Genomic DNA, 26538 nt, shown 5'->3' on the forward strand with positions numbered 1-26538 from the left:
AATAGTCACGGAGTGCCTTTTTGGCAAACGCGTTCAGCAGGCTGAACGGGTTGTATATGTCCGTCAGGTTGCCGCTGAAGTGATAGCCGTCATACCGGTGCTTCAGCATGTCCAGCATCCCTTCTTCATTAACCTTATATTTTGTAGCCAATGCCTTGATAGGCTCGGCAAAATAATGCTCCAGTTCTTCCTGTGTGATGCCGCAAAGCGTTTCATACTGCTCGTCCATGCTGATGTCGCTCGGCTGGTTGAACCCGCTGAACACACTTACCTGAGAGAACTTGGTCACGCCCGTCAACAGCACAAACTGCAAGTCCTCGTCAGCGGTTTTGAATACCGAATAGAAACTCTTCAATATTTCTCGGTTACGGTTTTCCAGCAGACGCCTTTCACCGTCTACCGTAGTGGCATATCCCGTATCCAGCACGTCAAGGATAGGTTTATCGTATTCGTCTATCAATACCACGCAACGTCTGCCGTACCGTTTGCGTGCCTGATGCAGCACATGGATAAAGCGTGCGCCTGTCGTTTGCGCCGTATCGCTCCTGCCATACTGCTTTTCCCAGGCTGCCATGGTCTCTTCTATTCTCGCTTCCAAATTGCCTGGCAGGGTAAAGTCTCCCACATTAAAGTCGATATGGAACACGGGGTATTCCGCCCACTCGGTTTCCAACTTGTCAATGGCAAGCCCTTTAAATAGTTCTTTCCTCCCCTGAAAATAACATTTCAAGGTAGAGACCAGCAGGCTCTTGCCGAACCGGCGAGGGCGGCTCAGGAAATAGATTTTCCCACCTTTCACCAACTGGTAAATCAAACCGGTCTTGTCGACATATACATAGCCGTCTCCTATAATCTGGTCAAAGCTTTGGATTCCTATCGGGTACTTCATCGTGCATCAAGTTTTGGATTTACGCAAAGAAACAAAATTATTCTGAAAGGGACAATAAAAAGGCGGCTCAAAAGAACCGCTTTTTTATAACATACAAGACCTTATAAGTAATGCCAATCAGGAGTTAAAAGGGAGTTAGATGGAGTTATCGCCCACTTGATGGGATGGGAGTCAGATGCCAATACCTCTGTGCATACGGTTCTTTGACTTACTATCGGCTTAACTTCTACAATATAAACTAAAATGAATGTCCGCATCTTGCCAATTAACTTGTAGGAGCAGGGTTTGCCTGCCCGAAAACATCCACGTGGACGCATACGGGCGGGCGAACCCCGCCCCTACATTGGCTAATTGCGGAATTCATATAAACTAAAGAAGCTGTTTTGAATTTCTCCAAAAAGTTTTTCTTGGCTTGATGTATCCGTTTTCGTGTGTGCTTTGGGCGATTTTTTGGTCTTTTTCGCTCCTGTTCTTCGTCAGATAGCCCGCTATCTTCCTCATCGCAGAAGCGAAAATGCCTCAAAAACTCATCCCAAATCATCGCACGATAAATTCAAAACAGCTTCTAAATTAGTTACTTACATAACGGCTCTAGTTTTGCAGCTTGCTGAACTTGAATAAATTACTTGATTTCCCATGTATCGTTGGTATCGAGCAATTCTGCAAAATTATGGTATGGTTTCTTTGCCGACACTTCCTTTATCTGCTCTTCTACCGCTTCGTCATAAGTAGGAGCTTCCACATCGCGGATTACCCCCAAGGCAATGGGAAAATCCGGTCCTTCCATCAATGCCAACTTCAATTGCAAGGTATGGTCCTCACAATGGGCGTCGTGTACAAGGATATCGCTCTCCGTAATGCCGTTTTCACCCAATTTCACGACTTTCAGCCCAAAGCCTTCCTGCATCAAGCCAAACTCCCGGTTCGGTCCGAAAAGCATAGGTTTGCCATGTTCCAGATAAATGGCATTGCGTTCCCGGTCTTCTTTTTTCGCTACGGCATTGTGTGTGCCATCATTAAAGATAACGCAATTCTGCAACACTTCCACTACCGAAGTACCTTTGTGACGGGCAGCTGCCTGCAACACCTCGACAGATGGTCCGCCATCTACAGCTGCACAGCGGGCAAAAAAGCGTCCACGGGCACCAAAGCAAAGCTCTGCCGGCCGGAAAGGATCTTCTACCGTGCCGTAAGGTGACGACTTACTGACAAAGCCACGTGCTGACGTTGGCGAATATTGTCCTTTCGTCAAACCGTAAATACGGTTGTTCAACAAGATGATATTAATATCCACATTACGGCGAATAGCGTGGATGAAATGATTTCCTCCAATGGCAAGTCCGTCACCATCACCCGAAATCTGCCAGATGGTAAGATTCGGATTTGCCACTTTTGCCCCTGTAGCAATGGCTGCCGCACGCCCGTGAATGGTGTGCATACCATACGTATTCATATAATAAGGCAAACGCGATGAACATCCGATACCGGAGATAACAGCTATTTCATGAGGAGGTACACCCAACTCGGCAAGTGCCTTATGAAATGAGTTCAAGAATGCATGGTCGCCACATCCGGGACACCAGCGCGGCTGGCCTGCTTTATAATCGGCTGCTGTATACATAGTTGTTTCTTAGTTTTTAAATTCGTGAGTTTTTTAGTTTTTAAGTTCGTGAGTTTTTTAGTTTTTAAGTTTGCAAGTTCTTAAGTTCGTGAGTTTATTCTTTCTCAACTTAAAAACTTAAGAACTGAAAAACTGAAAAACTTAAAAGAACTTATCTCTTATGCATTCAGAATGCGATTAAAGGCTTCTACCAGTTCTTGCACAACGAAAGGCTGTCCTTTCACCTGATTAAACTGATAGAGATGAATGCCTTCTACCTTCATGCGCAGGTAGCCTGCGAGCTGTCCCATATTCTGCTCTGCCACCACAACTTTCTTGTAACGGCGAAGCACTTCTGCTGTATTTTTCGGCAGCGGGTTAAGGTATTTGAAGTGTGCCAGTGCCACCTTCTTGCCCTGGTCGTTCAATATGTCCATGGCAGAATGCAAATGTCCGTATGTACCGCCAAAACCGACGATCAACAAATCTGCATCCTCACATCCTTCTACCTGCAAATCGGGAATGCACGAAGCGATGCGTGCTACTTTTTCCGCACGAATGCCCGTCATCAGGTGATGGTTTTCGGGATCGGTAGAGATGGCACCTGTCTCGCTGCTTTTTTCCAGTCCTCCGATACGGTGCATGAAACCTTTCGTGCCAGGTATCGCCCAATAACGTACTAACGAATTCGGGTCACGCTGGAAAGGCGTCCACGAGCCTGCCATTTCCGGCTTGACATATGGCGGACGAATCTCAGGATATTTCGCCAAATCGGGTAAATGCCATGCAGCCGAACCATTAGCGATGTAGGCATCGGTAAGCAATACCACGGGAGTCATATGCTCTAAAGCTATCTTACAGGCCATGAAAGCGGCATCGAAACAATCAGTAGGCGAAATGGCAGCGATGACCGGCATCGGACTTTCGCCGTTTCTTCCGAACAATACCTGCAACAAATCTGTCTGTTCCGACTTGGTAGGCAAACCAGTGGAGGGACCTCCACGCTGCACATCCACAATGACCAATGGAAGTTCGGTTATCACCGCCAGATTCATCGCCTCACTCTTCAGGCAAATACCCGGCCCTGAAGTAGTAGTGACAGCAAGTGCACCGGCAAAAGCTGCACCTACAGCCGAAGCACATCCGGCAATCTCGTCTTCGCATTGCACGGTTTTTACGCCTAATGACTTATGCTTCGCCAATTCGTGCAGGATATCAGTGGCAGGTGTAATCGGATACGAGCCCAAATAAAGTTGTAATCCGGCTTTTTCAGCAGCAGCAATCAAGCCGTATGCAGTCGCTTTGTTGCCATTGATGTCCATATAACGCCCTTTTTCCTTAGGCTCCTTACTCGGTACTGTATAGCTGGCAGAAACAGAAGCATGTGTGTTTTCGCCAAAATGATAGCCATCGTAAAGCACCTTAATATTAGCTTCTGCTATTGCCGGTTTCTTGGCAAACTTCTCGCGCAGCAGTTTTTCACCTACACTGACATCGCGGTGGAACAGCCAACATACCAGTCCCAATGCAAACATATTCTTGGTACGCATGATAGACTTATTATCCAATCCGCTGTCTTTCAGGCTCTCTTTGCACATCGTGGTAATGGCTGCCTCTACTACTTCGTTTTTGATACCCAGTTCAGAGAATGGGTTTTCCAATTGGAACTGTGCTTTCTCCAAATCACGTTTGGTAAACGAGTCCGTATCGATGATAATAACCGCTTGAGGCTTACAGAACTTGTACTGTGTTTTCAATGCAGCAGGGTTCATAGCGACCAACACATCACATTTGTCTCCCGGCGTATAGACCTTACCCGACCCGATATGTACCTGAAAGCCCGATACTCCCGTCAGCGTACCTTGCGGAGCCCGTATATCAGCCGGATAATCGGGGAATGTACTGATATCATTTCCTTCCGTAGCCGAAATATTTGAAAACATATTTCCGGCAAGCTGCATGCCATCGCCCGAATCTCCCGAGAAACGAACTACGACATCATGCAGTTCTTTGACTATCATTTCTTTTGCCATACTATATTTTTTTAGAGTTCTCGTATTAAATGCACACAAAATTGGGGAACTTCCTTTAAAAATCAAAATAAAAAGGCAGAATTATTACAAAAAATGTAAGGTCCTTGTGTTTTTCTTGAGCAAATATATGGGAATTAGCACAAAAAGCAGTAAATTTGCACACTCGCCTTGGTAGTTCAACGGATAGAACAAGCGTTTCCTAAACATTGGACACGGGGCAACGGCACTAAAAAGATGAGGTGAGCCGGATTCACCGAGTGAACATTATCCGGCAATCCTCTTGAAATTACATAAGGCTCTGTAGTTCAACGGATAGAACGGCGGTTTCCTAAACCGCAAATATGGGTTCGATTCCCATCGGAGCTACTTTTTAGCCCACCTTTTTAACAAGGGTGGGCTTTTTCTTTTCCGCATTTACAGCAAAAAAAGCCTATCTTTGCGGTACAAAGTTCTACAAATGTTCTACAGAGATTATATATATGGCTACATTCAAAGCGGAAGTATATGCCCACCAAAAGAAATCAGACGGGACATATAACATAAAGATAAGGGTTACGCACAACAGGCAAAAGAGGTATCTTGCCACCACATACTATGTGACGAAAGAAGATCTTACCCGTGCGTTGAAATTGAAAAACCAGAAGTACATAGATCTCACAGATCAGCTTGTGAAGAAGTACCGCAACATCTGTGATCGTGCAGGGGAAAGGCTGAAAGATATGACAGTGGATCAGGTTGTGGATCTTATCACCTCTGACACTGGAGAACACTTTGATCTTGATATTGTGGATTACGCCCGGAAGTATATCCAGAAGCTCCGTGATAGCGGACACAATGGAAACGCAAACTCATACGAAGTGGCGATAAACAATCTGGTGAAGTTCGTTGGCAGGGATAAGATAAGCATCCATGAAGTAACATCACGCTTCATTGAGGACTGGATAAGGTGGATTGCATTGCAACCAGCCGGAACTAACAGGAAAAAAGGAGAAAGGGCGCAATCATTGTACCCAAGCCAGCTAAGAGCCATACATAACCGTGCAAAGGCAGAATTTAATGATGAGGACATGGGGGTTATACGAATACCATATTCTCCGTTCAAGAAAGTGAAGCTGCCGAAGATCCCGGTAACACGAAAAAGAGCATTGGATGTTGTGACTATGCGGAAGTTGGCGGAGCTTCCATATACGGAGATAATGCAACCGGGTAAAAACAGGTTCAATCTGGCAAAGGATGTGTTTTTGTTGAGTTTCGCACTGGTCGGAATGAATGCCGTAGATTTGTACTACTGTACGGACTGCAAAAATGGTCGCATAACTTACCAGAGGACAAAGACGAAAAACAGAAGAGCGGACGGTGCGGAAATATCAATCAAGATAGAGCCAGAGATACAGGCTTTGGTGGATAAGTACCGTGATCCGGCTGGTGAGCGTGTGTTTGGATTCTACCATTGGTATAGCCGGATGGATTCTTTCAGTGCTGCTTTGAACTATGGGCTAAAGAAGATAGGCAAGATAATCGGAGTTGATGATCTGGAATTTTACGCAGCGCGCCACAAATGGGTATAGCTTAAATTTGAGAATATATCTTATTGAAACACTGTAATATAATAAGAATAACAAAAACAAGGATAACAAACAGGTAACATTTTGATTGAAAATAATGTCTTACCAAGAGCAAGGAAGCCTGCCTATCAAGTGTACAAAGGTAATGGCTTCAACTTGATTTTTTGCCTTCCAAAAGAAAAAGTTTTAGCTGTTGATGGTGAGGTTTCCGTGGGGGTATCGGAAGTCCTTGTTGGCCGATTGACTAAGATTCTCTAACCATGCTTGATTACGCAAGCTGAAGTTAAAAAAGTAAGTTTAGAGTATTCTTGTATATGTACTACAAGGAACAGAGTAAACCTCTTGCTGCATTTCTTCCGCGATGAACAGTAATTCCAATAATAAGTTTAATGGCATCTTGTATATATACTACAAGGAACAGAGTAAACCTCTTGCTGCATTACTTCTACGATGAACAGCAGTCCTAATAAATAGGTTTAATCACATCTTGTATATATAAAGGACTGAGTCAAACTTGTTGGTGTTGTATTGCCTCTTTAAATCAGTTTAAAAGGATAGGCTTTGTTGGAGTCTTGTATATATAGTACAAGGAATGGACTAAACCACTTTGCCAGTTACACCAGCCTTTCTTTTTTGGAAGGCAAAAGGCCATTGCTTAGACCTTGACCTTGATGACTTCACAGAGGTTTGTGGAGTATTGGGCAGACTTATGTTCACATTTCAGGTGCCAACGTTTATCCGTGCCTTGGACTGCCACTTTTACGGTATTGAAACCATTCCTTCGGTTGATGGCATCGATGGCTGCTGAAAGACGAGCTTGCTTTGCCCGGTCGATTGAATCAAAGAGGATGGCCTGCACTGCTGTATCAGGGCTGATATTCCACACGATGACACCGGCTTTCTTGTAGTGGTATTTGCCATCCTCACGCCATTCAGATCGGAGTGCTTGCACGGCTGCTGCCACTAACTCCAACTGGTCGTTGGTGGGCATGGGCAATGAAACAGTGTGGTTGATGGTATGGTTTGGCACATCGTTGCGGAAACGGCTGGTGTATGCAAAAACTGTCAGTTGGCTGCAACGGCTTTTTTGCTCCCGCAGTTTGCGGACGCATGAAGCTGCAAAGTTGGCTACCGCTTCTTCCACCACTCTCAACTCCGACAAACCATTGCCGGGGAAACTACGGCTGGTACAGATGCTTTGCTTTTCGGGCAGTTCGCTGATGTCAATACAATTTTCACCACGGAGTTCCTTCCATGTCCTTGTGCCTGTCACGGTAAGCAAACGCCTTACCCGGCTTTCACTCCACTGCGTGAAATCCCATGCAGTCTTGACCCCATAATACTCTAACTTTTTTGCCGAACGTCTGCCTATGCCCCATACATCGGCGATGTCAAAACCTTGCAATGCCTTGATACGCTTTTCTTCAGTGTCAATCAGACAAACTCCTTCGTAGCCTTTGTATCTTTTACCATACTTGCTTGCCACTTTTGCCAAGGTCTTGGTCGGGGCTATGCCAAGAGTCACCGGGATGCCTGTGCCCTTGCCAATGGTACGCACGATGCGTTTGCCGTAGTCACGTAAGGCTTCTCCACCGCCCATGCCTGTAAGGTCGATGAAAGCTTCATCGATGGAATACTGCGTCAATTCGGGCGTGAACTCCGAGAGCAACATCATCACCCTGCGGCTCATGTCGCCATAGAGTGTGTAGTTGGAACTGAACACGGCAACCTTTTCACGCTCCAGCAACTCTTTGGCTTGGTAAAACGGCATACCCATTTCTATGCCCAACGCCTTTGCTTCGTTGCTGCGGGCAATGATGCAACCGTCATTGTTAGACAGCACCACCACGGGCTGTGTGTGCAAACCCGGATTGAACACCCGTTCGCACGAGCAATAGAAGTTATTGCAATCTACCAAACCGAACATGGCTCTCATTTCCTCCGATATTGGCGTTTGATGTTGTAGGTCAATACACCCCATACGATAAAATTGTTTTCCTCCGTCACCTTGATGGGCGGGTAGTCTTTGTTGGCAGGCATCAGCCACAGGCAACCGGCGTGTGGGTCGAATTTCACCCGCTTCAACGTGAATTCCCCATCAATGTAGGCCACCACGATGTCACCCTCTTGCGGGTCGATGGCCTTGTCAATCACCAGCAGGTCGCCATCGTCGATGCCGCAATCCTTCATCGAATCACCTACGGCACGGGCATAGAACGTGGTGGCGGGATGACGCACCAACTCGCGGTTCAGGTCGATGCTCTCCGTCATGTAGTCCTGTGCCGGTGAGGGAAAGCCTGCACGGATGCCACCATCGGCAAAGTCCAACGGCAGTTCGCTGCTCTGGTCGGCTGAATAAAGGATGAGCCTTACCCCGTCCTCCTTTTCTATTCCTGACTCGTTGATGACTGTTTTATGTGAATTTTCCATATCCCTGTTTTCTTGTTGCATTACCATTCGGTTTGCAAAATTACCATTTTTATGCACGTGATTGTCCTTATTTTACGAGTTTCCACACTTTTACACCGGTTTATCTCCTTTTGCCGGCTTGCCTTTCGCCAAAGGCGACCGGGCCTCTTTCCCGATAGGCGGCCATGCGCCTATCCTCCATCGTATCTTGGACTTGGGTTGATGGGCATCCTTCCTTCATTTCTTCCCCGCAGCTTCGAACAGTACACGCACAGCCATTCTGTCCACATTCCCCATTCGTCAGTCTTGTCTTCGGGCATATCCTCTCCAATGGTAGAGCGGCCTTTTTCTGGCAATATCGGTATCGCTTCCGCCCTTGCGACTTCCACAATGAAAGCGGTGGTTGGAATCGCCGTTTCGTCCTTGGCCCGTTGCATAGCCATCAGAACGGGCTTTCTTTTTTGGCAGGCGGATTATTGGCATCCTTCATCATAACCTGTGACTGAATTTCCGTGTTGCTTCTTGCATGGCCGTGCGCTTACCGAAGCCACAATATTTTTCCATGATGCAAAGATATAATACAGCACGCCGTTGGCGTTACGGGACACTGACGTTCTGACCAATGGCATGCCCCGGAAATCTTCCGACATTTTCCGCCCCGCATAAAATGTTGCGTATTTGCCGTGCCGCCCTTGGTGCTGCCCTATGCCTGCAATATCTTCTTGCATCCGTAAAAATTAATTGTTCAACTTCTAAAAACTTACAGTCATGAAGCAAGTAGAAAATTCTTTCGTCATCACAGGTTTTGTAGCAAAGGACGCTGAAATCCGCACGTTTACCAACAACGATGTAGCCCGTTTCCCGATGGCAATCGGCCGCAAGGAAACCAAGGACAACGCCACCAACCGCGTGTCTGCCTTCATCAACGTGGAAGCCTGGCGCAAGAGCGGCAGCGCATCGTTCGAGTTGCTGAAAAAAGGTACGCTGCTCACCATCGAGGGCTATTTGAAGCCCGAAGAGTGGACCGACAAGAACGGTACCAAGCAGAACGGCATCAAGTTCGTGGCCAAGAAGTTCTACGAAGCGGTGGAGAAACCGGAGAAGGCCGAGAAGCCCCAACCCAAGACCCGCGCCAAGAAACAGAAGGAGGCAGCATAGACCTCTTCCATCTCCGGAAAGAGCGGCTTCGGCCGCTTTTTTTGTGCTCAATGCACTTGGTGACTTGTCCCTCTTAAAAATGACCTGCCGCCTGTTCTACCATTACCCGCCTTGTTATACCGGCTATTCTTTATCCCGCCTCCTGCCGTCACCGTTTGGTTTTACTGATGCAAAGGTCGTCCATCGCGCCTGATGGCGGCGGCTTGAAGTGGATTTCTTGCAAATTCTTCCTCCTTGCGGAGCGTAATTGGCAACAAAAGCCGCCGCATGAGGCTTTCCCGATAGCCGAGCCGCCGCATCGATAAAATCCAAAATCGGTCACGGCAAGAAGGACCGATGACAGGGAAAGTTTAACATCAAAAACATACACCAATATGTACGATTACGACAACAGAGAAGATTTTGAGGATTACGGCAAGCATTGCTGGCTGCTGACCCCGTGGAAAGGCTACCGCTCGGCAACCATAGTCGGACAGACCGACAAAGGCTATATCGTCCAAGTGAGCAGCGGAGCGGAGATAGTGGTTTATCCTGACGAGATAGAGATTGACTAACCCCAAAGCATACCCATATGGAAAAGACAACCGAAAAGATACCGACATGGAGCTTGTGCTACATCGTCAATGGCGATGCAAGCGGACTGACAGAGGAAGAAATACAAACTATCGACCGCTGGTATAAAGGTATAGGCGTACAAGTAGTTTCACCCGTCATGGACGATGAATGCGGCACGCAACCCTATTTCTCACATTACCCGGCTTTCGGCTTGCCGACAGAGGTAGTGGACTGCGACGTCTATTATATCCAACCCATCAAACAATGACAACTATGAAAGGAACTGAACATTTCAAACAGGCCATCAAGAGTTATTTGGACGGAAGAGCCAAGACGGACGAACTCTTTGCAGTGGCTTATGCCAAGGAAAACAAGAACTTGGACGATTGCATCACGTTCATACTCAACCAAGTCAAAGCAATGGCCAATGAGGGCTGTGTCGGCATGGCTGACGATGACGTGTATTCGCTCGCTTGTCATTTTTATGACGAGGACATAACGGACATAGGCAAGCCAGTCAACTGCAAGGTGATAGTCAACAACCGTATTGAACTGACTGAGGAAGAGAAAGCCGAGGCACGGCAGAGGGCTATCAGCCAATACCAAGCCGAGGAACTGCGCAAGATGCAGCAACGCAAGAGCAAGTCGGCGGCAAAACCACAGGAGGCCAAACAAACAGAACCTAACTTATTCGGTTTTTGACGATGAAACCACGCAACAAATTCGAGAAAGCGGTGCTTGCCCAAAGCGACAAACTCCACCCTTTGTCAAAGACGCAACTTTCGTGGGCGTTCCGTGAGTGTGTCAGTCACTTCGCACACCGACTGCCCAAGGGTCGGACAACCTGCATGGACTGCGGCCATGAATGGGTAAAGAAAAAAGCGACAGAGCATTGTGTCTGTCCGAAATGCCACGCAAAACTGAAGGTCAAGAATACCCTTGTCCGCAAAGTGAAGCAGAAGAGCTATTTCACCGTGCTTGCCAAGTGTGGGGAGTATCAGACCTTGCGAATGTTTCTGCTTGTGGTGGAAATGGAGAAAGGCTGCAAGGCTCACCCTTACGCCTTGGAAATCGGGCAATATTGGTGGAACGACAAAGGCAAGCAAACGCTTGTAGCCATTCAGCGCATATTGGGTCGGTATTTGGATAGTTTCTCCTTTATTTCTCCAATGGCAATTCGAGAAGATAAAAAAGATGTATTCCGACATCTTGCAACTTTTGACACCTATCCAAAGTACACTGCCATTGATACGCTGAAAAGGAATGGCTTTGACGGCAACCTGCACGACGTGGCACCGGCAAGGCTCATCACTGCTTTGCTCACTGACCCGAAAGCGGAAACCTTGATGAAAGCCGGACAATATGACCTGTTGCGCCATTGCCTGCACTCATCAACTCGCCTGGACGATTACTGGCCGTCTGTGAAAATCTGCCTGCGGAATGGCTATACCATTACTGACGGCTCAATGTGGTGCGATACTATTGACCTGTTGAAACGTATGGGCAAGGACATCCGATGTCCGAAATATGTTTGTCCTGCCGACTTGAAAGCCGAACACGACAAGTTGGTGGAACAGCGCAACCGCAAGGAAGAACGTGAACGTCTGGCGTTGCGTCGAAAGGAAGCCGCCCAATATGAGAAAGGCTACCTGTCGCAGAAAGGCAAGTTCTTCGGCATCCTCATTACGGACGGGACACTGAACGTCAGAGTGTTGGAGAGCGTAGCCGAGATAGCGGAAGAGGGTACGCTGATGCACCACTGTGTATATGCCAACGCCTACTACCGCAAGGAGAACTCGCTGATATTGTCGGCTACCATCGGGAACAAACGCATTGAAACGGTCGAGGTGGACTTGAAGAAACTTTGCGTGGTGCAGAGCCGTGGCGTGTGCAACCAAAACACAGAATACCACGACCGCATTGTCAACCTTGTAAACAGCAATATGAATTTGATTAGGCAGCGGATAAGGACTTAATTTTAATCGCCATCAGACAAGGCACATATTGGGTACAGTACAATACCCGGTGTGCCTTGCTTTCCCTGCTGTTTTCCTGTTGTACCATTACATTACACTTATAGACCGCACCAACCATTTATATATACAATCAAGCATGTTGGGTGGGCATCCGCCCTTTGACTAAATAAATCATAGTTTTCCGTCTTTCTGCTTTTGAGACAGACCTATAGAAAAAGTTTCATTTTATGATGTATCGCCTATTTAGATAATCCATCCATTGATTAAGGTTGGGGATTTTCGTGACGTTAAGGCATTCTTGCATCATGTGAAACAAATCCTCGTAAGTAAGATGTCTGAATGTTTCCTGCCCTGATGGCGTCAACATGGACTCATATTCTGACCATATTCCTGAGAAATGCACATTGCCTTTCGGATAGATAGTCAGGCTCGTAAATTCAGACAATATATCGTCACACAAGCCCAGCACCATTGATGCCCCAAGTATATGGTTACGCCATATCTGGCGATATTGATTGGCTACCACATGGTGTGTCATCCCTTCTGCATCTTCAAACGGCACATCTCCAATATGTTTCTCCTTGAACCAGCCACAATCAGTGCTCGGCTTTCTGTAATTGTCTGCTAAATGGATGCCTGCCTCATTGTGGGTTTCATTCCATTCTTTCGTCCCACGCTTTATAGGATATTCCTTTTCGGTATATTTCACCTCAATGCCTATCCCGCCTTTCTGCCCGGACTTGTTGTCGTATTCCACGAAAACATCGAATGAAGTTCCGTCGTGCAAACCTCCAGGATTGTATTCAATCAATATCTTGCCTATGCCCGCTATCTTATTCTTGCCCAATATCCTGTTGAATAACATGGCCGCGCCATCCAAGTCATACCGCATCGGGTAAAACAAGTTATAAGGAATATGTTCGCTCCGCAATAGGTTCGTGACCATCTGCCCTTTCGATGGGAACTCTATTTGGTTGATGATTTCAGTGATTTCATGGCGGAAACCGCTGAAGAATATGCGGTAGTCACCGTTTTCATCCACGGCATCTTTCCATGTAAGCGAACTCCTTACATCTATTCTATACTCCTTGCCGTTACGTTTCATGAAACGAATAGGAAATCTGTCTGCGGGAACATTGATTTCGTGGTCGTTCACTTTGAAATCTATCTGGTGCTGGCGGGCTGCGTTTTTAAACTCCTGATGTGTCATTGCATAATGAATTATTTCTGCAAAAATAATATTTTCTGCTGATATACATACATTTATATTTAACACTTCCTTCCTCTTATAACCATCTTCGATGCCGGCGGCTTGCCTTATATCATAGGAAAGAAGGATTGTGCCGCAAGCCATGCCGCTGTAAACGGCGGCGAGGCTTCCGCGTCATGGGCAAACGTGAACACGCCCTTTCCCTGTCGGCGTACACGTCCGCTGATAGGGAAAGGGCAAGTTCCCTTTTTGTTTGCCCGGCAATCCGTCTTTGTCTTTTGGCAAGCCTTTCCTGTTATATCCCCCTTTTATGGCCATGCCGAACCTTTTTTAATGCCCATATATTCATATTTGATACTTCCTCTGCTTTGTTGAGAAACACGGCAGGGGATTTTTCTGTTTGCCAAAACAAAGTCTTTGTTGGCAGTCTAAACCGTCGGGCAGACAAGCTGCCCTATACCAATTATATATAGGTGCATAGTTGCAACCATACCTGCGGTTTCTGCCACTTGTATATCTCCCTGCTTTTATGGACTTGTGCCATTTTCCTTTTATAACAAGCATATCCGGCTCCCCGACCCAGAATAATCAGCGGAAGCCAGTCCTTGCGCACCTCTGTCCATTGGGCAGACCCACGCAAGGAAGGAAGACGGACGCACGTTGTCTTTGGCAGGCACACGGGAACTTCAGCCTTGCTGAAACAACCTCGTATACCTGCCCACTGCCAACAAGCGTCCTCTTTTGTCTGCCCGGCAGGCGATTGTTGACCCACCCGAAGCCGGAATACTGTTATAGTCCAGTTTTATCAACGAATCCCTTTATACAACGCTCCACCTTTTATACCGGTCTGATGCCTCCGTACTTCCTGAGCCAGCTTCGGGTTATTTCCCTGCAAAACTAACAGGCCGTGTCCAAGCCTTGCAAATCCGGCAAGCCACCACGGGTGGTTGCGGAAATCTTCCTTTCCGCTGCACGGAAAGCGTATTTCCACCACCGGATTTGCCGGTTGTCCTTTGCCCGTTGACGAGGCAGAAAAATAACCCCGATGCTGGCTTGTAAAGGAGCCGAAGGCAGGGGAAGAAGTCAAACCCTCAAAAACAATGGCGATGGACAAGAACATAACAGGACAGGCAAACAAAGTAATGGTGTGGCTGATGAAATACTATCCGGTACGCATCAAGAATGTGGGCGAGCAGCAAAAGGCTGACCGACAGACTATTTGGGACTTCAAGGACGGGCGGGCATACGAGCAAGTAGCCCTAATGACCGCCAAGCACTTGCAAGAGCTTTTCGGCAGTCGGCTCACAAGCATCGTATTCACCTGCGTACCTGCATCAACGCAAGAGAAGAACGAACTGCGCTACAAGCGTTTTTCGGAAAGGGTATGCGAACTCACCCATGCCATCAACGGCTATCCACATATGCAAGTGTCGGCAGGGCGGTTGGCAGTCCACGAACACCGAAGAGACGAAACCGAGGCACGGACGACACAAATGGCAGACTATGACACTGATTTCTTCAAGGGCAAAGATGTGTTGCTCTTTGACGACATCATCACCAAAGGCATATCCTACGCCACCACAGCCGACAACTTGGAAGCGTGTGGCGCAAACGTGTTGGGCGGTTTGTTCTTGGCAAAGACATTCTACAAGGTAAGATGATGATACGGACAGACATTACAAAGGCGGCAGCGTTCACAGGACACCGCTTTATCCGCTACAGCGACAGGCAGCGGTTGAAAACCAATCTTGAAGGGGCTATCACGGCTTGCTATCATTCGGGCATCCGCCACTTCCTTTGCGGCATGGCGGCAGGCTTTGACATGCTTGCGGCTGAAACACTGCTGGCGATGAAAGCCAACTATCCCGATATTCGGCTGACAGCTGTCATCCCCTTCCGTGGGCAATCCTGCAAGTTCAACCCTACGGACAAAGAGCGGTATAGCTCCATTCTCGGCAAGGCAGATAACGTGGTATGCTTGAGCGAGACTTACTTTGACGGCTGTTTTCTCAGACGCAACGACTATATGCTTGAGCGAGCCAACCGCATCATTGCCTACTACAATGGCGAGCCGAAAGGCGGCACGTTCTACACTTGCCGCAGGGCGGAGCGCATGAAATTGGATATAACCAACTTATACAAACCCCATTTAACAATACAAACGCATGATTACAACAAAAATTGAATTTGGCGGTGTGGAGTACCCATGCCGCATGGTGGAAGACAACCAAGGCGAGTATATGATTATAGGCAGCACAGCCCTGCTTGACGCTTTGCAGCCCGGCAGTTTCGAGGACGAAAACGAAGGCTTTGCCAATGAGGAAGCATCGGACATCTACGATGAGATTTTCTTCTTCACCGATGAGCGTACCCTTGCCTTGCCCGACAAAGAGCTGGTAGAGGAGTTAAAGAGGGATAATCCCGAATGGTTCTAATAAGGGAAATCCATGTGGGAAAGTCGGCTCACGGCTTCCCTGCATGGACTACCCAGCCCGGTTCCACTTATAGCGTTGACCACTTATAGCACTTGCTTTACCCGGTTTTATCCCTGTTATACTTGCCTAATTCCCTTATCCTCTCATAGTCAGCCATTACTCCTTTTATACCTGTCTGCATGGCATTCCGCCTTTGCCCTTCACCGTTAGGTTTTTCGGCTGCAAATGTCGGGCATCACGCTTGACCTGCCACGCTTTGAAGTGAATTTCTTGCGGAATCTTCCTCCTGCGGAGCGTATTCGGCAAGAAAAAGCGTCAGGTGAAGCATGGCTGATACCCGGACTAAGCATCCGTAAATCCCAAACAGGCTTCGGGGAAAGGAGCCAATGAAAGGGAAAAGTTTCACTTAAATATCTATGGACATGAAGAAAATTGACAACCTCAGAGAAACGAAAGAGTACCGCCTTGCCATGCAGGTGGAAAATGCTTTGAATGACTACGGCTTTGACTATGCGGTCTTTGCCGCTTCCATCCCACTGATGCACCCGACCTTGCAGCAAAACCTCTATAAGCTGTTGAAGGAGTGCCTGGTGGTGATGGCCGATGACAAAAGGCGGTATGATGACCGCAACCGTGCATCGCATGAGGAAGCGAAAGACATCGTGGCTTACTTGGAAGAGAACGGACATTATATCCCGCACATCTAAAACATTGGACTATGGAAAAGAACGCAGTGTATCTGGTTTACACCTTGATTGAGCAAAATGACTGCGTGTCAGACTGCCATGCCTTGTATGCTACCCTTGAACGTGCGAAAGCCGCCATGAATGTGGAGATAGAAGAAGCAAGGGAGAATTTCGGCAAAGGCGAAGTGCTGCACGACCTGGAACGACTGTATGAGTTCCGCACGGAGGATGGCTATGGGTTTACGGTAGGAATTGATGAAATGAAACCACTATGAGCAGGAAACGGTACAATTACATTCACAGGCTGGTGGAGAAAATTACCACCAGCCCCTCCAACAACATGGAGTTCTGCTATTACGGCCACTTGGTGAGCCTGCAAAGCGGCACGACCGACTATGTGGACGTCACGGTTTACAACACGGCTGACCGATATTCGGGCGAAACGGCTGGTTTCAACTTTGACTATTGTACGAAGGAGCTGGACATTGGGTACACGGAAAGCGACAGACTGTTTGATGTTATAGTGCAAGCATTCCAACGCATCTATGGCAAAAGAAATGTCAGCGTAATCATCGAGGAAGAAGAAAACTTTGACTAATCATAATAGAATTGAATATGGATAAGGATTTTGTATTAGAAATGGCGAACATCATCAAAGACCAACTGGTAGGCATGACCCCGCTGAATGTCATTTGTTCATGGGGCATCGGAAATTTCGTGGCAACGGAATACAAGGGCATGGCCGCCCTCAAGTTCCATGTGCAGGGACGGTTGTTCCGTGGCAATGTCATCATCGCTTACAACGCACTGGACTACTACGAGGTCTATTTGCAGAACTATGCCGGCACGGAGTGCATCGGCGAGGAAGTGTATTTTGACGAACTTGGCTGTGTCATCGATGAAGCCGTCGAGCGGGGCAAGGACGAAGCCGAATACCGACGGTTTCTTTTGAAGGAATGTTTTTCATAAACGGACAGCTTATGATAACAAGAACATCCATGCCCCAATCCATCGGGACTGTCCTTGACGGCATGAAGCGAAACGCCCTGCAAGCCGTCAGGCAAACAATGCAGGAGAACCGACTCCAATCCGCGCCAATGGGGATTGATGTCCGCATGGGCTGGACGGACGAAGACGGACGCACTCGCTGCGGAACGGTAACTGGGCTTAACCTTGACGGAGAACGACTGAAAGTGCAAGTGAGAGACCACTCCCTGCCCTTTGTCCTGGACGAACAGCAACTTCCATGCGGTAGCCACATTTGGCTGATGCGGCTGAATGATACCATCCGAAACGCCTTGACGCAGAAAAGGCAGAGCGCTTGATTGATGTACCAAGGAGTAGTTTGGGCATGGGATTTCAAGTAAACCATGCCCATCTGTCTTTTTTAAATATACAATTTATTAGTTTTAGTATATCATTATCTGAAAAATCAATCTGTAAAAGTAAAATATGGGCGTAACTTTTCGCCTTCTTTCTTAAATAATTCTTTTGCCTTTTGTATTCGCAGTTCTTGCGGTATAATTTGATTTGGAGGCATTATTTTTGATACAACCTTAGCAAAAAAAATAGGGTCTCTATCGGGATTGAATATCTCATCAAAAGATTGTGCTGCAGACATTATGAAAAATTCAGTTTTTCTTTTACCAGGTTCTAATTCTTCAGAAAAATCAATAGATTCATTTAATGCTTTTAACCCTTTTACAAAGTCTAAAGGTGAGCGATAACCTTCATAGAATAATGGGAATCCTTTTCTCGCATCTTTAATCAAAACATCTCTTGTGTTACCTATAAAAGCCATATAAGGAGCGCGTTGCGTAGGATCTATATAAGAAAGTATTCCACCACCAACGCACGAAGATAAAACAATCAATAATGTATTATGCATTTTTATATTGAGTTGTCTAGTGTAATAAAAAAGCTCTTTCCACTTTATTGAGGTTGATAAATCAGTTCCTAACCCATCTTCATATCCATGTGCTACTATGTGCAAAGTAAAAATAGTCCCTTCTTCCAAAGTATCAATCATCTTTTGTAAAGAATCTGTGAACTCTTTCTGATTTGTCGCCTTGTAAAATGTAACAAAGAAATTATCAAACTGTGTTTCCTTGTTTCTAATTTGAAAGTACAATTCTTCTCCTAATTGAGGATCCTCATTTCGTAACCATTGTAGAATTACAATACCAGTTCTATTTATGTTTAAATCTTCCATGCTACTATGTTTTACTATGATTTTACTAAAGTCTTTATCTCTTTTTTCGTTTCAGTTCCACTCCCGCATCCTTCAATACACGGAACACGGAACTGCGGCTACGGAAGCCGCTGGTCTTCCAAATATCATCAATGGTGTAGCCGCTCTTATACATGTTCACCACCCGTTTATTCCGTTCCACACGCCCGTAAGCGGCTTGCGAAAGCACCTTTGTCCCTTTTGTCCACCGCCCCGGTTGGGATGTCATCTTGCGCACGGCGTTAGCCTCTTCGGGCAACTGGGCAATCACTCTTAGCAAGTCCGATGTTTGGGTTTCAGGGAACAGTTCATTGCCCGAATCGATGCCGTCATGCTGGGCAACCAGCCGGACTGATTTTATCCTGCAAAACTCCAGAAAGAATGACAACTGCCTTGCGCCCTTGACGGCGTGTGCGAGTTTGGAAACGACCAGTGTGTCACCCTTGCCGATGCTCGCCAGAAGTGTATCCCATCCCATACGGTATGTTCCTTCTTCGGGCTTTTCCTCCACGATGCGGTCACAACCGAAGTCCTCCATCCATTTCCTGTCAGCCGCTCCCTCCGCATACTTGGGAAGATACGGCAAATAGCCTATTATAGCCATTGAATTGATCTGATTAGTGTTACGGCTGCAAAAGTATGATTTTTTTGCGGAAAAAACGGTGGATTTCATAGGAAACTTACACTTGCGGCTACTAACTTCTATACACGGAACTGTCGCCTTGTACAGCAGATCCCCTGCACAAGCTGTCACCCTTGCCGACAGTTCTTTCCGGCTTGCGTCATCGACCAAACACCCTTTTATATCCTTTGACCCAAATAATTCTTTTTTGTGTCATTTATTATCCACTAACAGACTGACAAACAATTAGTAAAATCATATTCCAAGTATGATTTCATAAGAATAAATAACAACACAATGCCCATATGCGCATTGTTAATCCCTTGCTATAATTTTGCGCCGTCAATAACAAATTTACTCCAATGGAACAGACAGAATCAAAAGGACGGTTGATCAAGTGGCAAGTGAAACAGCCGCATATTTCAGATGGCATTTGCCATTCTTTACCAACCCTAAAAAATCATACTGTAAGCATCGTTTGCCTGCTCTTGATGGCGGCACTTCTCTTAGGATGTCATCCTTCCCATAAAGATGCCCGCACCACGGCAGAGGAAGCGATGGCCGCTTATAACGATTTCTTCCAATCGCTCAAAGGCAAAAGAAATGCCGACACGGACGAAATTATTTCGTTGACCAAAGAATGGAGAAAGCTGGATGCCGCCGTGTCATTCGCCCTGTCAAGTGACACGGCAAACAACAGACACGCCCATGCCAACAGCAACCATATCGCCCTTGGCGACTCCATCGCCGTGCAAATGGCACTCTTGATAAACAGCCAAAAAAGGAGCTTTGCCGATTACCTCTCCGTGGTACGCGGTTTGAACGATGTGGAAGTGGACTCCCTGTCACAAAGGCTGGCCGGTTCCGTCCATCTGTTCTACCGCAAGGCAAGCGCAATCCCTGCTTATAAAGGCAGCGGCAAAGAGGTAATCCGTAAGTATGAGAAGCTATTGGAAAGCACGCTTGCCAATAGCCTCCGAACCAAGGAAGATGCCATTGACTTCCTCCGGCAAGAAGATGTGGCGTTCCGCTCGTTCCTGCTTCACCTACCTTCACTCAGCTCCGGGAATACGCCATTGGACGGCATTACCCGAAACACCGGGAAAGTCATACGCGGCATCATCGCCCTTGCCGGCAAGGAGCAGCCTGTGTTCGGAAAAACCGAGGTGGTCATCCTGTTGGCGATGCGCAATAACAGGCGGCTTATACAGAACGCCGAGGCTTGTGTGGACGGCTTGTCACGCTTGCGTATCACGGACAACGGGCAAGCCGCCGCTTATCTCTGGATGATCCTGCAACCGTGGATTTCATTCGACAGCTTCGCCTATGCGCTCATGGACGAGGAACAGTTGCACACAATGGAGAAACTGGCAGAACGGATGCCATCGGCTTTGGCCAAACTGAAAGGCATTGACTTTCCTTTGGAAGCGGAAGAATTGCCCACGCTCCTGATGGAAACATTCATTTTGGGATGCCAATAAGACTGTCACCCATAAACCGAAATTAATCAAATCATCAAACGACCATATGCAAAAAGAACAAATCGACCGGTTCATCACGCTTGCATCCTTGGAGATGCCGGCGTTGGTTTCACAAAACCTTTTCCAAGGAGCGGAGGTGTACGAGGACTATGCTTTGCTCACCTTCCGCCTGCCCAAAGTTTATCCCATCGAGGAACTTATCGACGAGCTGGAGGACCAGATGGAACTGGTACTCCTTTACCACCATGTGCCGAGCAAAGACACCCCGTTCGGCCAGCGGTGCTGTGCTTACTCTAATCCCCGCTTCGGCCACATGCACAAGTTGAACGCGCAAGCTGATGACCGCATGGAATGCGACACGCTCTATGTGATCCTCTACGATTCGTTGGAGGTGATGGGCAGCGAACTCCGCGAGGAACTTGCGAGGGTAACGAAAGGCGGCAAACTCCTGTACGCCGTCAAGGAAGAGGAACTGCTTAAAGACTTCATCTGCCTATGAAGGAAGTCCTGTACCGCCAACTCGCCGCCACCATCCACGAGTGCCGCACGTGGGTGGATGTGCTGGATACCGACCGTACCGGCCACTTCATGCTGCACTCCGGAGGCGGCTTGCATCCCATCCGTTGCAGGGTGCTTTCCTTGGTGGCACGGACAGCTCATGGTGCCTATTCCAAAGGGCATGTGTGGGATATTCCCGAATACCGTCTTGACCGTGCGGTGAACTCGCTCAAACGTCGGCCGGGCTTCAAGGAACGCTGCAGGTTAGGCACGCTTTCCATGCAGGACGCGGAGGACATCATCCACCTCGCCTCGCACAAACTCATCAACTTGGAACTTGAACTGTAACCCTCAAATCACCAGACAATGATTATCCCCATCCTTTATATGCTTTTCATTCTGGCGTATGCCGTTGTGCCGTTTCTCTATAAAAGCAAATGCCCCGCCATGCTACAGTTCTATTTGCGCATGGTTTGGAGCCGCAGCTTCCGCAGGTGCTACACGCTGGCCATGCTTGCCTCGCTCATGGTGTTCCACTTCTACCATCTGAATGTCTTTGGAAATGTCTATGAACTGGTCTGCTCATCCCTTGTTTGCGTAGCCTTGTATTCCCACAAGAATACGGAACGGGCGTTTGACTTCCTGCAACGGAAACGCTGTTTTTTCTGGGTGGCAATGGCGGCGATGATACTGATTTTCGTTCCGCATACGCTGCCTCTCGGTATTACGGTGGCCACAGTCGTATTCGGTGCAGTGTTCTATCCTCCGCAGACTGTACGGGCGGCTCCATCCGATAAGCTGAAAGAATACTTGGAATCGCCCCAAAGCATTGTGGAGGACTATTACAGATGGCAGTAGAAAACCTTGGCCAATGGAAAGATTGCTTACATGAGAGCCTTTCCCTGCCATTCATCCTGATTTGATTGAACAAGATAACGATTAAAACATATCGCGCATGAAAGAAAATCAAACGACCAAATACCGCATCCAAATCGACAGTGATTTGCTCGCATACCTCAATCCCGAATCGGGCGAAAAATGCACAAAAATGGCTGCGTTCCGTAACCTTGTGGAGATAGCCAACGGGAACAAGAAAGAGTTCCCTGCCATCGCCAAGCCCTTGCCTGAAGGACAAGTGGCATTGACGGTCAGCGGACTTGCCAAACATTGGAACTGGCACCGCACCACGGTGAGGAAATTCCTATCCACATTGGAGGAAACAAATGCTGTCAAAGTCATTGGCCGCAGCGGCTATTTCATCCTTACTGTCACTTGTGCAGTGCCGAACGGGGAGAACTCCCAGGCTCCTTTGTTGTCGGAAGATGAACTACTCCTGAACCACTGGCTCTGTGGCTACCTCACCATCGAGGAATCGGTGGAGATGCTTGCACACTTCATCACCGAAACGGATAAACTATTTGTTTCAGAACCGACAAACAAACGTTCCGGACGACAAGCATCCACCGGTGAACGCCTGCACAAGCTGATAGCCCATACCATCCTCCAACGCACAAGCATCATTCCTGCTGATGAACGGGTGAATGAAGCCCTCGAACGACTGTACGTGGACGAATGTGGCAAAGACCTTGCGCGTTTCCTACAGCGGTTGACGCTCGCCGGATTGCGGCTCATCGAGACAAGAAACCTGCGGGAAGCACAAGCCACTTGTAGCGGCAATGAAACTGCCGACACCATTCTACGGCATTATCTCCCCTTTATAACGCAAGAAAAGCCTCACAACGGGCTTAAACCGCATGATGGAACCAAACCCACGGGCGAATTGGAAAACTAAGTTAGGATGGTTTGTTTCCCCTGCGCTGTGCTTCACAGGACTACGTACGAAGCATCCCGGCAAGCCGGATGGGTAAAGACGGAGGTCTTGACCTCCGACCCTGACGACAGGGCTTGCCCACGAAGACAGGCTCTGCCTGCGTAGCCTAATACGCACTTTGCCCGGGAAGGGCAAAATGCAGGAACCGCCGAGGCGGCAGCAAGCTGAAAAATTTGACTGAATTATGGCAAATGACATCAAACAGGTATTGGACATAAGACCCGGAAAGGGCATGAGTGTAGGCCAAAGCGACGAACACCAGCGTAACTGGACGGAAAAAGGTTGGGAGTGGGCAACGAAGCATGGCAACTATGACCGAAACCGCGAACACCTCAATTTCGAGATTGTGAAAGGCGGCATTATCCAGCCGGTCGATAAGTCGAGGACTATCACCAGGCGCATGGCGGACAATCTGCGGGAACGTGGCATAACCGACCCGAACGCAAAATTGTGCGAACCGCAGTACCGCACCGTAGCAAACATCATCTTTGGCGGCTCAAGGGAAAGAATGCACGAGATAGCCTTTGGCAACCAAAGAGTGGACTTCACGCACGGGGCTGACAACTCGCATATCCGGCGCAACAAGGACATAGAGCGTTGGGCAATGGATGTGTACAGGTTTGCGTGTGAACACTGGGGCGAGGAAAACGTCATCGGCTTCTATGTACACCTCGATGAACTGAACCCACATGTGCACTGCACCGTGATACCGGTGGATGAACGGAATAAAATCTCGTTCAACAAGGTTTTCGGAGGGAAGATTTATGATTCCAAGAAGCGTTTCTTCGCACTCCACGACGAGTTTGCCAAGGTGAACGAGAAGTGGGGAATGAAGCGTGGCAACAGCATAGCCGTGACAGGAGCGAAACACCGGACCACGGAAGAATACCGCCGTGCGTTGAGCGAGGAATGCACGACCTTGGAGGAACAAATCGAGAACAATAAGACATTGCTTTCCGGGCTTCTTGCCGACATCCGTTTTGCCGAGAAACGGGTGAAGGGGTTGGGTACGATGACCGCCAATTTGGAAGAGAAAAAGAAGCAGATGATTGCCGAGATGGAAGCCCTTGCAGAAGAGTTGAAAGCAGGCCGTGGCGATTCGGAGGAACTGCGCAAGAAGATAAGCAAACTCGACCTTGACTTGCAGAAAGTGCTTGACAACCTCACCGACAAGCGCAACAAATTGGAAATAGCGGACAAGCAACTCTCAGAACTTCGCCAGTTAGAGGAAGAAACACGGGAACGTGCGTTGGAATACCGCCGGGACCTCAAAGCGGCGACTTACGACTTGGAACATCAGGTGCGCTACCGGCTGGCCGATGCGCTGCTGGGCGACATACTGCACGAGTTCAAGTCATTGCTTCCGTCATTGGACGGTGAAGGCCAAAGCCTGTTCGATGGTACACTGCTGAAAGAAGTGGCCGAGCGTGGCGAGGATATTTTCAAATGCGCCATCTACCTCTTTGCAAACTATGTGGACTTGGCCACAACGTTTGCAGAAAGCCACGGCGGCGGAGGTGGCGGCAGCGACCTGCCTTGGGGGCGCAATGAGGACGAGGATGACCGGGCGTGGGCAAGACGCTGTCTGATGCAAGCAAGCCGGATGATGAAGCCCAAAAGTGGCAAAAGCGTCCGCCGGAAATGACAAGGCAAATGATTTTCAACAGCCTATTTCCTATGCCTTACAGTATGATTGACAGTATGATAAATTGCCGCTACCGAAATTCTTGTTAAGCACGAGTTGAAAGAGGCTTTCGGCCTCTTTGCAGACGCGGCGAATCATTTCTTTTGCAAACAGAAAACAAATACACAGATAAATATGATAAGGAGATTTTTATTGCTATCTGTATTGTCCCTGCCACTCATGGCAAGGGCGTACAATGTTCCCATGACGGACACCATCCGATGGGAGATCCTTCCGCAGTGGGAGGAATTGTTGCAACCGTTGGAGCCGGCCTATTTGGAGAATGCCGTGGAAGTTTCCCCTTGGCGTGGCAACTGGTTCGTGAACGTGTCCGGCGGCGTGTCGGCATTCGTCGGTTCACCGCTTGGTTGTGGTGACATCTTTGACCGAACAAAGCCAGCATTGTCCGTTTCCGTGGGCAAGTGGTTCACACCGGCCATCGGCACACGAATCGCCTTCCAAGGCTTGCAGTTCAAGGACGCACAACTTGAATCAAAGGACTTCCTGCATCTCCATGCCGACTTGATGTGGAACGTGTTGTCGGGCTTCTCACGTACCAAAGAGGATTTCCGCTGGGACTTGGCTCCCTACGTTGGCTTGGGCATCCTGCACAATGACAAATTAGGCCGCCATCCCTTTGCCGTTTCTTACGGGGTACAAGGACGATACCGCTTGACCGACCGCCTGCACCTCACGGCTGAACTTGGCTGTGCCACCACCTTCAAGGACTTTGACGGCATGGGCGCAGGTAACAAGTGGGGCGACCGTCTGCTATCCCTAACCGCCGGATTTTCCTATACTATCGGAAAGAAAGGCCGGAAACGTGTGGTGGATGCCTCCCCTTACATCGGGCGTAACGAACGGTTGACCGGCTATGCCCGCAGCTTGCGCAATGAGAACGAGCGGCTCCGGAAGATGAACGGCAATACCACCCGCATCATTGCTGAATTGGAGAAGATATTGAAGTTGGAAGGGCTGCTGGACAAGTATGTGGACAGGCTTTCTTCGATGAAAGACGAACGTGACGGCAAAGGCTTGACAACCGGCTATCCCAAGAACAATTACAGCGGGTTGAACTCGCTTCGTGCAAGGTTGCGAGATGCCCAAGCGAACAAGGACAAGCATAAAGGCGATACCGCTTTTATCCACAGTAAAAACACCGTTTATAGGACATACGACATGGATTCCACTTATAGAAGCGGTGGTTCCTTCCAAAGCAATGATTCCATTGTTTCAACCTTGCCTGTGGACGGCAGGTATATCGGCCCGCCCATCTATTTCTTCTTCGTGCTGGATACCGACAGGCTTACCGACCCTTCGCAGTTGGTCAACCTGGACGGTATCGCCCGGATTGTCAAGAAGCACGGGTTGCGCATCCAAATCATCGGTGCGGCAGACAGTGCTACCGGAAACGACACCATCAACAATGGCTTGTCGCAAAGGCGTGCCGCATACATGGCCGGAGAGTTGCGAAGACGTGGCGTGGATGCCGATAGGATAGAAACGGTTTCAGCCGGCGGCATCGACAAGTACAATCCCGTAGAAGCCAACCGCAATGCTTGTGTAAGGTTGCTGTTACCATCATCGGACACGACAGATTAGGTGCTTGTTGTTCATAATATAAGAATGGTTTGAAACAACTTATTTCATTGGTTTGAACCAAGGATTCTTAGGGG

Annotated in this window: 35 protein-coding genes and 1 tRNA gene; 23 read left to right on the top strand and 13 right to left on the bottom strand. The window is 48.1% G+C overall.

From position 1 onward, the window contains the following. The 4 genes from B5F71_RS00005 to B5F71_RS00015 all read right to left on the bottom strand — a co-directional run. On the bottom strand, positions 1-889 hold an 889-nt coding region (locus tag B5F71_RS00005; protein WP_158098011.1), incomplete at its 3' end, for an AAA family ATPase. Between the two features lie 265 nt (positions 890-1154). Continuing rightward, positions 1155-1430, bottom strand: a complete 276-nt coding sequence (locus B5F71_RS20060) for a hypothetical protein (RefSeq protein ID WP_158098012.1) — start codon at positions 1428-1430, stop codon at positions 1155-1157. A gap of 81 nt (positions 1431-1511) precedes the next feature. Continuing rightward, positions 1512-2510 (bottom strand): 2-oxoacid:ferredoxin oxidoreductase subunit beta, encoded by a 999-nt coding sequence (locus tag B5F71_RS00010; protein ID WP_022039285.1) that lies wholly within the window; start codon positions 2508-2510, stop codon positions 1512-1514. 158 nt (positions 2511-2668) lie between these two features. After that, positions 2669-4522 (bottom strand): 2-oxoacid:acceptor oxidoreductase subunit alpha, encoded by a 1854-nt coding sequence (locus B5F71_RS00015; protein ID WP_022039286.1) that lies wholly within the window; start codon positions 4520-4522, stop codon positions 2669-2671. Positions 4523-4816: 294 nt separating this feature from the next. Here B5F71_RS00015 and B5F71_RS00020 point away from each other — a divergent pair. From B5F71_RS00020 to B5F71_RS20065, 3 genes are all read left to right on the top strand, one after another. After that, positions 4817-4888, top strand: a tRNA-Arg gene (locus tag B5F71_RS00020). 113 nt (positions 4889-5001) lie between these two features. Further along, positions 5002-6090, top strand: coding sequence for a phage integrase SAM-like domain-containing protein (locus tag B5F71_RS00025; protein WP_241148506.1), 1089 nt, complete (start codon positions 5002-5004; stop codon positions 6088-6090). A gap of 81 nt (positions 6091-6171) precedes the next feature. Then, a complete protein-coding gene (locus B5F71_RS20065; protein WP_158098013.1) occupies positions 6172-6345 on the top strand; it encodes a hypothetical protein in 174 nt (57 codons plus the stop codon). Between the two features lie 397 nt (positions 6346-6742). On the opposite strand, the gene B5F71_RS00030 is transcribed toward B5F71_RS20065, so the two are convergent. From B5F71_RS00030 to B5F71_RS00045, 4 genes are all read right to left on the bottom strand, one after another. Continuing rightward, a complete protein-coding gene (locus B5F71_RS00030) occupies positions 6743-8014 on the bottom strand; it encodes a Y-family DNA polymerase (RefSeq protein WP_087207128.1) in 1272 nt (423 codons plus the stop codon). A gap of 5 nt (positions 8015-8019) precedes the next feature. After that, positions 8020-8517, bottom strand: a complete 498-nt coding sequence (umuD, locus tag B5F71_RS00035) for a translesion error-prone DNA polymerase V autoproteolytic subunit (RefSeq protein WP_087207130.1) — start codon at positions 8515-8517, stop codon at positions 8020-8022. A 170-nt stretch (positions 8518-8687) separates the two neighbouring features. Continuing rightward, complete coding sequence (locus B5F71_RS00040; RefSeq protein ID WP_087206841.1) at positions 8688-8939, bottom strand: hypothetical protein; 252 nt, start codon at positions 8937-8939, stop codon at positions 8688-8690. 30 nt (positions 8940-8969) lie between these two features. Then, positions 8970-9224: a hypothetical protein gene (locus B5F71_RS00045; RefSeq protein ID WP_087206844.1), complete on the bottom strand. Its 255-nt coding sequence runs from the start codon at positions 9222-9224 to the stop codon at positions 8970-8972. 40 nt (positions 9225-9264) lie between these two features. Between B5F71_RS00045 and B5F71_RS00050 the strand changes: the two genes are divergently transcribed. From B5F71_RS00050 to B5F71_RS00070, 5 genes are all read left to right on the top strand, one after another. Then, positions 9265-9654 carry a single-stranded DNA-binding protein gene (locus B5F71_RS00050; RefSeq protein WP_018667449.1) on the top strand — a complete coding sequence of 130 codons (390 nt, stop codon included), beginning with the start codon at positions 9265-9267 and terminating at the stop codon, positions 9652-9654. A 374-nt stretch (positions 9655-10028) separates the two neighbouring features. Beyond that, on the top strand, positions 10029-10208 hold the full coding sequence (locus B5F71_RS00055; RefSeq protein ID WP_018667451.1) for a hypothetical protein: 180 nt from the start codon (positions 10029-10031) through the stop codon (positions 10206-10208). Positions 10209-10225: 17 nt separating this feature from the next. Next, the gene (locus tag B5F71_RS00060; protein ID WP_087206846.1) at positions 10226-10477 is read left to right on the top strand and encodes a hypothetical protein; all 252 of its coding nucleotides are present in this window, start codon (positions 10226-10228) and stop codon (positions 10475-10477) included. 5 nt (positions 10478-10482) lie between these two features. Then, on the top strand, positions 10483-10911 hold the full coding sequence (locus B5F71_RS00065; protein ID WP_087207132.1) for a PcfK-like family protein: 429 nt from the start codon (positions 10483-10485) through the stop codon (positions 10909-10911). 2 nt (positions 10912-10913) lie between these two features. Continuing rightward, positions 10914-12185 (top strand): PcfJ domain-containing protein, encoded by a 1272-nt coding sequence (locus B5F71_RS00070; RefSeq protein ID WP_087206848.1) that lies wholly within the window; start codon positions 10914-10916, stop codon positions 12183-12185. Between the two features lie 220 nt (positions 12186-12405). On the opposite strand, the gene B5F71_RS00075 is transcribed toward B5F71_RS00070, so the two are convergent. The 3 genes from B5F71_RS00075 to B5F71_RS19720 form a co-directional block, all read right to left on the bottom strand. Next, positions 12406-13395 carry a hypothetical protein gene (locus tag B5F71_RS00075; protein WP_143269819.1) on the bottom strand — a complete coding sequence of 330 codons (990 nt, stop codon included), beginning with the start codon at positions 13393-13395 and terminating at the stop codon, positions 12406-12408. Positions 13396-13858: 463 nt separating this feature from the next. Continuing rightward, positions 13859-14167: a hypothetical protein gene (locus B5F71_RS00080; RefSeq protein WP_087206853.1), complete on the bottom strand. Its 309-nt coding sequence runs from the start codon at positions 14165-14167 to the stop codon at positions 13859-13861. Between the two features lie 33 nt (positions 14168-14200). Then, positions 14201-14515 carry a hypothetical protein gene (locus B5F71_RS19720; protein ID WP_143269820.1) on the bottom strand — a complete coding sequence of 105 codons (315 nt, stop codon included), beginning with the start codon at positions 14513-14515 and terminating at the stop codon, positions 14201-14203. Between B5F71_RS19720 and B5F71_RS00090 the strand changes: the two genes are divergently transcribed. The 8 genes from B5F71_RS00090 (at position 14496) to B5F71_RS00125 (ending at position 17841) form a co-directional block, all read left to right on the top strand. Continuing rightward, positions 14496-15056 carry a phosphoribosyltransferase gene (locus B5F71_RS00090; RefSeq protein ID WP_087206857.1) on the top strand — a complete coding sequence of 187 codons (561 nt, stop codon included), beginning with the start codon at positions 14496-14498 and terminating at the stop codon, positions 15054-15056. The genes B5F71_RS19720 and B5F71_RS00090 overlap by 20 nt on opposite strands. Continuing rightward, positions 15053-15580, top strand: coding sequence for an SLOG family protein (locus tag B5F71_RS00095; RefSeq protein ID WP_241148507.1), 528 nt, complete (start codon positions 15053-15055; stop codon positions 15578-15580). The genes B5F71_RS00090 and B5F71_RS00095 overlap by 4 nt, the downstream gene beginning before the upstream one ends. Further along, on the top strand, positions 15561-15830 hold the full coding sequence (locus B5F71_RS00100) for a hypothetical protein (protein WP_087206859.1): 270 nt from the start codon (positions 15561-15563) through the stop codon (positions 15828-15830). Before B5F71_RS00095 ends, B5F71_RS00100 begins: the two co-directional genes overlap by 20 nt. A 422-nt stretch (positions 15831-16252) precedes the next feature. Further along, positions 16253-16537: a hypothetical protein gene (locus B5F71_RS00105; protein WP_013619395.1), complete on the top strand. Its 285-nt coding sequence runs from the start codon at positions 16253-16255 to the stop codon at positions 16535-16537. Positions 16538-16548: 11 nt separating this feature from the next. After that, positions 16549-16791 carry a hypothetical protein gene (locus B5F71_RS00110; RefSeq protein WP_087206861.1) on the top strand — a complete coding sequence of 81 codons (243 nt, stop codon included), beginning with the start codon at positions 16549-16551 and terminating at the stop codon, positions 16789-16791. Next, complete coding sequence (locus B5F71_RS00115) at positions 16788-17114, top strand: hypothetical protein (RefSeq protein ID WP_087206863.1); 327 nt, start codon at positions 16788-16790, stop codon at positions 17112-17114. Before B5F71_RS00110 ends, B5F71_RS00115 begins: the two co-directional genes overlap by 4 nt. A 17-nt stretch (positions 17115-17131) precedes the next feature. Then, on the top strand, positions 17132-17485 hold the full coding sequence (locus B5F71_RS00120) for a hypothetical protein (RefSeq protein WP_087206864.1): 354 nt from the start codon (positions 17132-17134) through the stop codon (positions 17483-17485). An 11-nt stretch (positions 17486-17496) separates the two neighbouring features. Then, positions 17497-17841, top strand: a complete 345-nt coding sequence (locus tag B5F71_RS00125) for a hypothetical protein (protein ID WP_143269821.1) — start codon at positions 17497-17499, stop codon at positions 17839-17841. A gap of 107 nt (positions 17842-17948) precedes the next feature. Here the strand turns inward: B5F71_RS00125 and B5F71_RS00130 are convergent, their stop codons facing one another. Together B5F71_RS00130 and B5F71_RS00135 are read right to left on the bottom strand one after the other, a co-directional pair. After that, complete coding sequence (locus B5F71_RS00130; protein WP_087206868.1) at positions 17949-18728, bottom strand: hypothetical protein; 780 nt, start codon at positions 18726-18728, stop codon at positions 17949-17951. Positions 18729-18762: 34 nt separating this feature from the next. After that, positions 18763-19350: a recombinase family protein gene (locus B5F71_RS00135; protein WP_087206870.1), complete on the bottom strand. Its 588-nt coding sequence runs from the start codon at positions 19348-19350 to the stop codon at positions 18763-18765. Between the two features lie 380 nt (positions 19351-19730). On the opposite strand from B5F71_RS00135, the gene B5F71_RS00140 reads away from it, so the two are divergent. From B5F71_RS00140 to B5F71_RS00170, 7 genes are all read left to right on the top strand, one after another. Further along, entirely contained in the window at positions 19731-20849 is a 1119-nt protein-coding gene (locus tag B5F71_RS00140; protein ID WP_087206872.1) for a hypothetical protein, read from the top strand. Between the two features lie 46 nt (positions 20850-20895). Beyond that, positions 20896-21348 carry a hypothetical protein gene (locus tag B5F71_RS00145; protein WP_087206875.1) on the top strand — a complete coding sequence of 151 codons (453 nt, stop codon included), beginning with the start codon at positions 20896-20898 and terminating at the stop codon, positions 21346-21348. Continuing rightward, positions 21345-21695, top strand: a complete 351-nt coding sequence (locus B5F71_RS00150) for a hypothetical protein (RefSeq protein WP_018667479.1) — start codon at positions 21345-21347, stop codon at positions 21693-21695. Before B5F71_RS00145 ends, B5F71_RS00150 begins: the two co-directional genes overlap by 4 nt. Before the next feature lie 18 nt (positions 21696-21713). Next, entirely contained in the window at positions 21714-22205 is a 492-nt protein-coding gene (locus tag B5F71_RS00155) for a hypothetical protein (RefSeq protein ID WP_087206878.1), read from the top strand. A 97-nt stretch (positions 22206-22302) separates the two neighbouring features. After that, positions 22303-23139 (top strand): hypothetical protein, encoded by an 837-nt coding sequence (locus tag B5F71_RS00160; protein ID WP_087206880.1) that lies wholly within the window; start codon positions 22303-22305, stop codon positions 23137-23139. A gap of 223 nt (positions 23140-23362) precedes the next feature. Next, positions 23363-24823 carry a MobV family relaxase gene (gene mobV / locus B5F71_RS00165; RefSeq protein WP_087206882.1) on the top strand — a complete coding sequence of 487 codons (1461 nt, stop codon included), beginning with the start codon at positions 23363-23365 and terminating at the stop codon, positions 24821-24823. Between the two features lie 174 nt (positions 24824-24997). Further along, positions 24998-26464, top strand: coding sequence for an OmpA family protein (locus tag B5F71_RS00170; RefSeq protein ID WP_087206884.1), 1467 nt, complete (start codon positions 24998-25000; stop codon positions 26462-26464). The last annotated feature ends 74 nt before the right edge of the window (positions 26465-26538 follow it).

The organism is Bacteroides sp. An269, from assembly GCF_002159755.1.
GTDB lineage: Bacteria > Bacteroidota > Bacteroidia > Bacteroidales > Bacteroidaceae > Phocaeicola > Phocaeicola intestinalis.